Below are 669 nucleotides of genomic sequence, written 5' to 3'. Positions count from 1 at the left end.
TCGGTTGAAGGGGAGAGTTCCCCTTTCCGCGGACAGACTTATCCTGCGACCTCTGTCATGGGTGTGCCGAGCGCGGTGAAGCCGTTGAGCACGGCGACACGAACCTGGAACTCGGCGACCTGACGGTCGAAGTCCCTGGCGGACAGTCGCTGGCCCAACAGCTTGACGCAGTGCATCTTCGTCTCTGCGCGGCTTCGGCGGTGGTAGCCGCTCCATCGTCGCCAGATGGTCCGACCGACGCGCTTTGATGTCCGCAGTATTTCGTTGCGGGCGATCGCACCGGCGGTGTCGGGTTTCCAGGGCTTGGCGTTCTTGCGGGGCGGGATGATTGCTGCGGCGCCTCGGGCAGCGATGGCGTCATGGCACTTGCGGGTGTCGAAGGCGCCGTCGGCAGTGACGGTGGCGATGTCCTGGTCGGGCGGGATCTGGCCCAGCAGTTCGGGCAGCATTGGCGCATCGCCGACATCGCTGGTCGTGAACTCGGCCGCGCGGATTTCCAGCGATTTCTCATCGATGCCGATGTGGATCTTGCGCCAGACCCGACGTTTAGCGCCGCCATGCTTGCGGGCGTTCCACTCGCCTTCGCCCTCGACCTTGATGCCAGTGCTGTCGACCAGCAGGTGCAACGGACCGTCCGAACGGCGGTAGGAGATGTTGACCTTCAGGGTC

Annotated in this window: 1 protein-coding gene; it reads right to left on the bottom strand. The window is 64.6% G+C overall.

Annotated features, from left to right (window positions below; translation table 11 throughout):
• Nucleotides 1–38: 38 nt before the first annotated feature.
• Nucleotides 39–669 (bottom strand): IS5 family transposase (locus C5F48_RS24365; RefSeq protein ID WP_107666185.1); only part of this gene is annotated, 631 nt, incomplete at its 5' end.

This window comes from Cereibacter changlensis JA139 (assembly GCF_003034985.1).
Taxonomy (GTDB): domain Bacteria; phylum Pseudomonadota; class Alphaproteobacteria; order Rhodobacterales; family Rhodobacteraceae; genus Cereibacter; species Cereibacter changlensis.
The sequence above is the reverse complement of the archived record's forward strand: the minus strand, read 5'-3'. Positions and strand labels throughout refer to the sequence as shown.